Below are 7,831 nucleotides of genomic sequence, written 5' to 3'. Positions count from 1 at the left end.
TCTGAAAACTTGAAAATCAGGTTTTCAGACGATCTTTTTACGCTGTGGCAATCCTGTTGCCTTTCCATTTCCGTCCAATTCCCGATCGGACAGATTGCTCAATTCGACTCATGCGTTCTGCTTCAATCCACGCTAAAGCCGACAAAAAAGGTCGTCTGAAACCCAAAATCCGGTTTCAGACGACCTCTTTTCAAACCCGTATCCCTCAATAAAGCTCTAACGGTACTTCCAACAATGTCTGCGCGTTTTCAATCTGCGCGGCGCAGGCGTACACCTGTGGCAGGACGTGGGCGCAATAGACGCGGGCGTTGTGTTGCTGGGCGGCGTAGAAACCGCTGCCGAAGCCGTCGGCGTCTTCCGCTTGGGCGGATTCGGCGGCAAGGTAGGCACGGGCAAGTCCGATGGCACCGAGCGTCAGCCCCATTTGTTGTAGGTAGGCGTTGGACGCGGCGGCGGCGAGGGCGGGACGGTCGGCGTATCCGACCATGCGGGCGGTGCTTTGTTCCGCCGTTTCAATGGCTTGCGCCAGTTGCTGCGCGGCGGCGGGTTCGACTGCGGCGAGTTTGTCCGCCAGCCCTTTGCCTTCGGCGAGCAGCTTCAAGGGCAGCGCGCCGTTTTTGCCGGTGGTTTTGCGTCCTGCCAAATCGGCGGCCTGTATGCCGTTGGTGCCTTCGTAAATCGGCGTAATCCGCACGTCGCGCAGGTATTGCGCCACGCCGCTTTCTTCGACGTAGCCCGCGCCGCCGTAAATCTGGACGGCGAGGTTGGTCAGGACGACGCCGTTGTCGGTCGGCCAGGCTTTGACGATGGGAATCAGGAAATCCAGTTCGCGCTCCGCTTCTTTGCGCAATACGTTGTCGGGGCAGGCGGCGGCAAAATCGGTCAGGGCGGCGGCACGCAGATAGAGGGCGCGTTGGGCGGCGAGCGTTGCCTTTTGTATCAACAACATACGGCGCACGTCGGGATGGCGGATAATCGCTACGTCGTCTGAACCGTCCGCCTCGTCGCGTCCCTGCACGCGCTCTTTCGCATAGGCGAGTGCGTTTTGGTAGGCGCGTTCGGCGACGGCGTGGCCTTCGATGCCGACGTTCAGCCGCGCGGTTTTCATCATGGTAAACATATACGCCAAACCCTTGCCCGCCCTGCCGACCAGATAGCCTTCGGCGTTGTCGAACTCCATCGTACAGGTCGGGCTGGCGTGTATGCCGAGCTTGTGTTCGATGCCGATGGCGCGCACGCCGTTGCGTCCGCCCAAGCTGCCGTCCGCGTTCACCAAATATTTCGGCACGATAAACATCGACACGCCCTGCACGCCCGGCGCGGCATCGGGCAGGCGCGCGAGCACCAGATGGACGATGTTTTCCGTCATTTCCTGATCGCCCCAAGTGATGAAGATTTTCTGACCGCTGAGGGCATACGCACCGTTTTCCTTCGGTACGGCGCGGGTGGCGATATGGTTCAAATCCGAACCCGCCTGCGGTTCGCTCAAATTCATCGTTCCCGCCCATTCGCCGCTGCACATTTTCGGCAGGTAGGTCTGTTTCTGCTCCTCGCTGCCATGTTTGAACAGCGCGTCCACCGCCCCCAGCGTCAGCATCGGCATCAGCGACAGGGCGAGGTTGGCGGCGCACCACATCTCTTCACACGCCGCCGACACGACCGCCGGCAGCCCCTGTCCGCCAAACTCCGCCGGCGCGCGCAAACCCGCCCAGCCCGCTTCGCAGAAATCATAGTAGGCACGCGCCAAATCGGGATGGGTGGTAATCAGGTCGTCTGAAAAACCCGCGCCGTAGAGGTCGCCGGTGCGGTTGGTGTCCGCCCATTGTTCCGAGGCAAACCGCGCCGCTTCGTCCAGCACCGCATCCACCGTTTCCGCATCCAAACCTTCCGCATGGGGCAGTTGCAGGATTTCGTCCAACCTGCCGTGCACGCGGATGCCGAAACGCAATTCGTTTACAGGGGCCGTGTAGCTCATGGAATCTCTCCGAAGTGAATGATTTGAAATGGATTTAGGATAAATTGGTATAGTTATACTAATCCTAAACCACAGGTTTGCAAAGCGCAGGTTTTCAGACGACCTCGGGCAAGTTATAGTGGATTAACTTTAAATCAGGACAAGGCGACGAAGCCGCAGATAGTACATCAGGACAAGGCGATGAAGCCGCAGATAGTACAGATAGTACGGAACCGATTCACTTGGTGCTTTAAGCACCTTAGAGAATCGTTCTCTTTGAGCTAAGGCGAGGCAACGCCGTACTGGTTTAAAGTTAATCCACTATACAAGGCTATCCTTTTATTTTTAAAAAAATTATTTCAAATCAGGCAGCATGGGCGGAGCGCAGCAGGTTTGAGCGCGGTCAAAGTCGTCAAAGGTCGTCTGAAAAAGATTTTGAACTTTTCAGACGACCTTTTTAAGAAAACAAATTTTCCGGGAATCAGCCCTTCAACCAACTTTATCAGGGTATTGATTCTTAAGCCAACCGATGACAAGTTATCGTCTATTCAAAACAATTGGCGCGACTTCTTCCATTTATCGTAATACATAAAACCCATTTGATCGATTTTCCACTCCCCACCTTCCAAAACCAGCGTATAGGTTTTCTTTTCCCCATCTTCCAACACATCTATTTCGTATTTTTTATCACTGATTTTCCGTTCAGCTGTAATGGTTTGGTTATATTCTGGCGGCATCTGAAAAGAAGGAGCTTCTTGTCTAGCTTGCCTTAAAGATAAAGCTTTTTTAGATAAAAATTGGTGATGTATTTTTTTGATTTCATCAGATCTTTTTTTGCTGTTTTCATCTTCATCAATTTCAAAAAAAGTACCTTCATCCAAACTTTTTTGAGTAAGCCCTCCCCAATACAATTCATAATCTTTCATTTGTTGAATGAACTCAGCTAATGTTTCATGCGCAGTTTTCATATTACGAATTTCCTTTAAAGTGTTCTAAATTGCATTTTACTCATTTTCTATAAAAAGGTCGTCTGAAACGCTTATCCGTGTTTCAGACGACCTTTCGCTTTCAGTATTTAAAAAAACGGATTGTGCCGTTTTTCATGCCCGATGTCGGTCATCCTGCCGTGTCCCGCGATGACGCGCGTGTCTTCGGGCAGGACGAACAATTTGGTGCGGATATTATGGATGAGGTCGGCGTGGTTGCCGCGTGGGAAGTCGGTTCTGCCTATGGTTTCGTAAAACAATACGTCGCCCGCGATGAGCAGCCCTGCTTCGGCGCAGTAGAAAACGACGTGGCCGGGCGTGTGGCCGGGGATGTGCAGGACTTGGAAGGCGTGGCTGCCGACCTTGAGCGTTTCGCCTTCGGTCAGCCAGCGGGTCGGCTTAAACGCGGGGGAAACGGGAAAACCGTATTGGGCGGTCGTGTCGGGCAGGGCTTGCAGCAGGAATTCATCGTCTGCATGAGGGCCGATGACGGGGACGGGGCGGTGTTCGCGCAATTCCACCACGCCGCCGGCATGGTCGAGATGGCCGTGGGTCAGCCAAATGGCGGTCAGGGTGAGGTTTTTCGCGTCCAGCTCTTGCAGGAGGTAGGAAACGTCGCCGCCGACATCGGTCAGGACGGCTTCACGGGTTTCGTCATCCCACAATAGGGTGCAGTTTTGGCGGAAAGGGGTAACGGCAATGATTTCGGCTTGAAGTGCCATGAGGTGGGATTCCTTGGGTAGTGGTTGGACGGAGCGGATATTTTCAGACGACCTTCGGTCTGCTTATGCGGTATCATTATTATATTTGAAATAATCACTCACATTACAGGAACATTTATGAGAACTTCAATGCAGGGCATGATACCGATTTTTGCCGCTTTTTTCATCCAAACGGCGCTCGGCGCGGATTTGATGCTGGCGCAGGAATACAAAGACCAAGACATTACAGGCTGGGCGATGAGCGAAAAGTTAGACGGCGTGCGCGCGTATTGGGACGGGCGGCAACTGGTCAGCAGGCAGGGCTACGCGTTCACACCGCCCAAAGGTTTTACCGCGCAGTTCCCGCCGTATCCGCTCGACGGCGAGCTGTATAGCGGACGCGGGCAGTTTGAACAGATTTCCGCCGCCGTACGCTCGTCTTCCGGCGACTGGCGCGGCATCCGACTTCATGTTTTCGATGTACCCAAAGCGCAGGGCAATCTCTACCAGCGCCTCGCCGTCGCAACGCAATGGCTGAAAACGCATCCGAACGCGCCCATCACCATCATCCCGCAAACCAAAGTCCGCGACCGGCAGCACGCGATGGATTTTTTAAAACAAATCGAAGCACAGGGCGGCGAAGGCGTGATGCTGCGCCAGCCCGAATCGCGTTACAGCGGCGGCAGAAGCAGCCAATTACTCAAGCTGAAAAGCCAATACGACGACGAATGCACGGTAACGCGGCATTATGAAGGCAAAGGGCGCAACGCCGGACGGCTGGGCGCGGTCGGCTGCAAAAACCAACACGGCGAATTCCGCATCGGCAGCGGCTTCAAAGACAAAGACCGCGACAACCCGCCCAAAATCGGCGCGGTCATCACATACCGCTACCGCGGCTTCACACAAAAAGGCACACCGAAATTTGCCACGTTTGTTCGGGTCAGGACGGACAGGTAAGAGCGGATGATTGGAAGGTCGTCTGAAAACCGTATTTTTAGGTTTTCAGACGACCTTTTCACAAGTTTGACGGATACTGAATCGGTTTTCTGCTTTGGCGGAGAAAAGGAAGGCTTCGGTATATATGGTGTACAATTTTCGTCTGATTGGTTTTTAATGGATTGGTTTGATAGAGGGATAGATATGGATGTTAATGGTTTGATTGATGAAAGCAGCGAATTATTTAATGAGAAACAATACGATGAAGCGATTGAAATACTACATCAGGCTTGGGATGAGATTATAGATAAAAGCACTCAGATTACTGAGCAAATTGAGATTCAAGCTTGGTTTGGCCGTTGTTATTTCGCACAGGCAGAGAAAGCCAAGGATACGGATAAGTCAGATGAATTGTTCAAACTAGCCGTTGAACACTATCGGCAAAGGTTGAAACTTGCCAAGCAACTGACAGATAAACAAGATATTGTTGATGAACAAATCGATGTCCAATTTTGGCTTGGTCGTCATTATCTTGCGTATGCCGCTAGAATCAAAGATGCAAATAAAGCAGGAGAACTGTTTGGACAGTCTGTTAAACACTATGAGAAATGGCTGACATTTACCAAGCAACTGAAAAATAAACACAATCGTATTTGGCAACAAACTGCTGCTCAATCTTGGCTTGTCCGTTGTTATGTTGAACAAGCTAGGAAAACTAAGAATACTGGCGAAATAAACGCCCTATTCGGGCGAGCCATTAAACACAACGAAAAAAGATTACAACTTGCCGAGCAACTGGAAGATAAACAAGACGACAGTATTCAGGAACAAATCGATGCCCTATCTTGGTTTTGCGGTTGTTATTTGGAGCAAGCTATAAAAACCAAGGATATGAACGAGGCAGCCAAACTGTTCAGACAAGCCACTGCATTTGCCAAACGAAATTTACGGCTTGCCAGACAATTGGAAAATGAACAAATCCGCATTCAACAACAAATATTTGCTCGATTTGGGCTTGGCCGTTGTTATATAGAGCGGGTTAAGAGAATTAAAAATACAGATAAAGCGGAAGCACTTTTCAAGAAACAAGCCGGTAAATATCTTTTGACTGCTGATAGACAATTATCACAATTAAGTGATGAAGCAAAAAAAAGAATAGAAAAAAGAATCCATCAAAGTTTAAGAGATGTCGCTTATCTCAATGAAGATTGGCATTCCTATTTTGAAAAGAAAAAACAAGAAATTCAGGAATCGCTTTTCCAAGGGGAAACTTCACAACCGCAAGACGCTGTTGCAACCGTATTGGCGGTTCTCCATATCACGCCGATAGAGTTGGGTTTTACCCCAATGGCGCATTACACTTCGCCCCATGTATGCCATATATTATTCAGCATCGGCGGCAACGAAACCGCCAGTCCGATGCGGCTCGGCAGCTCGACCTATATGAACGACCCGTCCGAAGGAAAGGGGCTGCTGGACTTGCTGAACCAGCAGGATTTGGAGTTGGAAAACAAAACGGATGGCGTGTCCCACAATGCCTTTTTTACCTGCTTCTCCAGTCGCGTCAATGACTTGAACCAGTTTCGCCTGTATGGCAAAGAAGACGGCGTGGAGGCTTCGGGCTGCTGTCTGGTGTTCAATAAAAACGGGGATTGGCTGATAGAAGCGGATGTTTCCGTCCCATTCAGCAGCCTATCCAAAAAGTCAGGGAAAGATTCAGACGACCTGCCGGAAGACGGTTTTTGGAATGATGAATACGAAAAGCTGCCGCTTTATCAAGTTGCCTATATCGCGTACAAAGATGAATATATTGCGGAAAGGAAATGCGGGATATGGCTTTCTGCTCCGAATAAGGCTTTCAATCTTCATCAAAATTTAGCAAAAGAAAATCTGGGTTCGTCCATTCGATTCACGTTAAATACAAATATCAGTCGGTTCGGCATCCGCCTGAAACCCGTCGGAAATGAAGAATGGCATCAGTTCCGCTTGGAAAAATTAAAAGAAGCGTTGGAAGAGCTTATCGGGTTTTTCAAGGACAAATCCGCCGTCAGCGACGACGATAAAGAAGCCTTGGAATACATCCGCTATCTATTTAAAGACTTCGCCTTCCGCGACGAAGAAGAGTTCCGCCTGCTGGTCATCAAGCCGATCGATTCGGAGGAAATCGAATATTGCGAGCAGACCCAATCCGTCTATATTCCTTATGCCGATATACGGAATCTGGCGGACGAAGTGATTTTGGGTACGAATTACGAAAAAACCGGCAATCAACGCAAGGCGGAAGTGTTCCGCTATCAGATGAAGCAAAAATGCCCCGACGTCAAAGTCTCCCGCTCGACGCTGCCGATTAATCCGCCGAATAAGTAGATGGGTTTGCGCGGCAATGCCGAACCGGCCGTAGGTCGGATACTTGTATCCGAAAAAAACCTGCCATCTCAAGAGCCGTCGGATTCGAGAATCCGACCTACTGAAACTAAGCTAGTTCGGCGCATTCTGCCAACGCCCGCCACGTGGGCTTTGTTTGCGAAAATGGTTTTCCAAGTTCACAAAACGGCAAAACAGGGCAAGGCTGCGGCGGGATTTCAGACGACCTCAGCGCGATTTGGGTTTATAATTTCTTTTTTCTCAACTGATTTTCCCTGTTTACCATGATCGATTTAGAAACCAAACGCCTTGAAACCCAAGCCATGCTTGATAATGCCGAGCTTTTGTTCGACCAAGACCAATGCCGTGCCGCGCTGCAAAAAGTGGCGGACGAGATTACGCGCGACTTGGGGGACAAATATCCGCTTCTGCTGCCTGTGATGGGTGGGGCGGTGGTGTTTACGGGGCAGTTGCTGCCGTTGTTGCGCTTTCCGTTGGACTTTGATTATGTTCATGTTTCCCGTTACGGCGACAAGCTGGCGGGCGGTGCGTTCAACTGGAAACGTATGCCCGATCCGGAGCAGATTCGGGGCCGCCATGTGGTTGTGTTGGACGATATTTTGGACGAGGGACACACGATGTCGGCGATTCAGTCCAAGCTCTTGGAAATGGGCGCGACGAGCTGCCGTGCGGCTGTGTTTGCCAACAAGTTGATCGACAAGGAAAAACCGATCAAGGCGGATTATGTCGGGCTTGATGTTCCCAACCGCTACGTCTTCGGCTACGGTATGGACGCGGCGGGCTGCTGGCGCAATTTGGGCGAGATTTACGCGCTCAACCAAGGCTGATGCGGAATAAAAAAGGTCGTCTGAAAACCTTTTCAGACGACC

At 50.9% G+C, this 7,831-nt stretch carries 6 protein-coding genes; 3 read left to right on the top strand and 3 right to left on the bottom strand.

What is annotated here, in order from left to right; genetic code table 11:
- Nucleotides 1-205: 205 nt before the first annotated feature.
- The 3 genes from HMPREF2572_RS04900 to HMPREF2572_RS04890 form a co-directional block, all read right to left on the bottom strand.
- Nucleotides 206-1,975: an acyl-CoA dehydrogenase family protein gene (locus HMPREF2572_RS04900; RefSeq protein WP_070496485.1), complete on the bottom strand. Its 1,770-nt coding sequence runs from the start codon at nt 1,973-1,975 to the stop codon at nt 206-208.
- 527 nt (nt 1,976-2,502) lie between these two features.
- Nucleotides 2,503-2,922 (bottom strand): NTF2 fold immunity protein, encoded by a 420-nt coding sequence (locus tag HMPREF2572_RS04895; protein ID WP_070496484.1) that lies wholly within the window; start codon nt 2,920-2,922, stop codon nt 2,503-2,505.
- Between the two features lie 107 nt (nt 2,923-3,029).
- A complete protein-coding gene (locus tag HMPREF2572_RS04890; RefSeq protein ID WP_070496483.1) occupies nt 3,030-3,662 on the bottom strand; it encodes an MBL fold metallo-hydrolase in 633 nt (210 codons plus the stop codon).
- Between the two features lie 117 nt (nt 3,663-3,779).
- On the opposite strand from HMPREF2572_RS04890, the gene HMPREF2572_RS04885 reads away from it, so the two are divergent.
- The 3 genes from HMPREF2572_RS04885 (at nt 3,780) to HMPREF2572_RS04870 (ending at nt 7,789) form a co-directional block, all read left to right on the top strand.
- The gene (locus HMPREF2572_RS04885) at nt 3,780-4,598 is read left to right on the top strand and encodes a DNA ligase (RefSeq protein WP_009312582.1); all 819 of its coding nucleotides are present in this window, start codon (nt 3,780-3,782) and stop codon (nt 4,596-4,598) included.
- A 66-nt stretch (nt 4,599-4,664) separates the two neighbouring features.
- Entirely contained in the window at nt 4,665-6,944 is a 2,280-nt protein-coding gene (locus tag HMPREF2572_RS04880; protein ID WP_246827772.1) for a tetratricopeptide repeat protein, read from the top strand.
- Between the two features lie 281 nt (nt 6,945-7,225).
- Nucleotides 7,226-7,789: a hypoxanthine-guanine phosphoribosyltransferase gene (locus HMPREF2572_RS04870; RefSeq protein WP_070496481.1), complete on the top strand. Its 564-nt coding sequence runs from the start codon at nt 7,226-7,228 to the stop codon at nt 7,787-7,789.
- Nucleotides 7,790-7,831 lie beyond the last annotated feature (42 nt).

Source organism: Neisseria sp. HMSC064E01, assembly GCF_001808875.1.
In the GTDB taxonomy this organism is placed as follows: Bacteria; Pseudomonadota; Gammaproteobacteria; order Burkholderiales; family Neisseriaceae; genus Neisseria; species Neisseria sicca_A.
The sequence above is the reverse complement of the archived record's forward strand: the minus strand, read 5'-3'. Positions and strand labels throughout refer to the sequence as shown.